We start from the raw sequence: 1,635 nt of genomic DNA on the forward strand, positions 1-1,635 counted from the left end.
AACCTGAATCCGTGACATGATGGTTATCTTTATTCATTTTAATGGATTTTTTTATATGTAGTGTTGCTGTTTTAATTTCTCATAAAGAACAATCATTTACTGAGTTTACGGGAACGACAAATAAACCTGCTGTTTTGTAATTTTTGGCAGGTTTAGTGTTTGGGTATTCTGTTCATCTCGTCTATCTATTTGAAAAAGATATGTATATTCGCTTGAAAGTAGGAAACCATGGGCTGTTGTTTCCAAATTTCAAATACCACCTTCGCGCGTGACAAACCATTTTCGATGCGAGCGTGATAAGGTTTTGAATAACGGTTTTCACTCTTCGACGAAAGACCTTCTTTTTGACGGGTGCATCATGAGACTTTAAGCTTTCTTGCCCAATGAGCCGAAGAAGATTATAAGTAAAACAACCAAGGTGCAAGATCAAGTCATTGGTCGAAAACTTTCCAGACGGTAACCGTTCTAAATCTAGGTCTGTTTTTAATTCACTATGAAATTGTTCACATGTTCCATGTGCATGATAGAGATCGATGACTTCCTCTGGCTCAAGGTCTAAGGTTGTCCAGTAACTCTCGAATTCAATATCAGGCACTAACAGGATTTGGCCGTTTTTATCAATCGTTTGCTCCACAACTTTATATACTTGCCGAAGGGACTTCTTCATCCCTTTGGGTGTGACGGAGATAGAGCCATAAAAGATCCGTTTCCCATCACGTGCAGAGACTTGCTTCCCTCTTTGCTCGGCAATCGCTAGCCATGTTTCCAGTTTTTCACGTCGCGGATTCCGTTTAATAATGAGATGGACGTTTTCTTTTTCACACACTTTTAAGTTGTCGATGCTATCATTTCCCCCATCCATACGAACAAGCAATGGATTGTTTGTCAGCCTTTTCGAATAGTGAATCGCTTCTTGAAGGAAAGTATCGGTATTGTTTTGAACATGTGTTTTTCCTTCTCGCAATTCAACATTGACGACATACCCTTCTTGACCAAGATACGCGAAGTTTGGAGCGTATCCATCACATCCTTTGTACGTTCGACTCACTCCTTCTTTCTTCGTGTTGGAGTTATCAAACGGGGAAACATCGATATCAAGTGGAACATACTTGGTTTTCTTATCTTTCAGGATTATTGGCGTAACAGGGGAATCAAACTGCTGAAGCAACAAGACGGATTCTTCTAAGATAATGGACTTCCATCCTCCTACTTTCGCCGTTTGATCTAAGCGTTGTCGCAAAGTAGCACTGGATGGAACAGATTGTACGCCTAGTGCGCGACAGAAGAATGGGTCATCTCGAAACGGTTCGATATCTTCAAAGTCATTTTTCATTTGAGATAGGATACCGATATAGGACGTCATCACATCCCCAGTAGATATGGAAGGGAATGACTTTATGTTAGGCACTTTTAAGTTTGAAAAGCGCTTGGACAACTTGGTTTTTGATAAAAGTAAACCAATTAAACCTAACCCGGAATGAGTGGATAATGTTTCATCGGAGTCTTCTAAAATAAATTTTACCATTGTCATTATGCACCTACCTGGTGAAGTGATTTTATTGATCCAAAAGGATGCATATCCCTATTATATCAAGGTTTGTCGCTGTGAATATCTATTTTTTTATCACGGATTCA

Annotated in this window: 1 protein-coding gene; it reads right to left on the reverse strand. The window is 39.4% G+C overall.

Going from position 1 to position 1,635, the window contains the following annotated elements:
- Positions 1 to 181: 181 nt before the first annotated feature.
- Positions 182 to 1,531 (reverse strand): IS1380 family transposase, encoded by a 1,350-nt coding sequence (locus tag MLD65_RS17930; RefSeq protein WP_243293181.1) that lies wholly within the window; start codon positions 1,529 to 1,531, stop codon positions 182 to 184.
- Between the last annotated feature and the right edge of the window lie 104 nt (positions 1,532 to 1,635).

It is taken from the genome of Bacillus sp. FJAT-47783, from assembly GCF_022808615.1.
Classification (GTDB): Bacteria; Bacillota; Bacilli; order Bacillales; family Aeribacillaceae; genus Bacillus_BZ.

Excerpts from the sequence above, each read along its gene's own strand:
- MLD65_RS17930 (WP_243293181.1), bottom strand. The coding sequence starts at position 1,531 with ATGACAATGGTAAAATTTATTTTAGAAGACTCCGATGAAACATTATCC.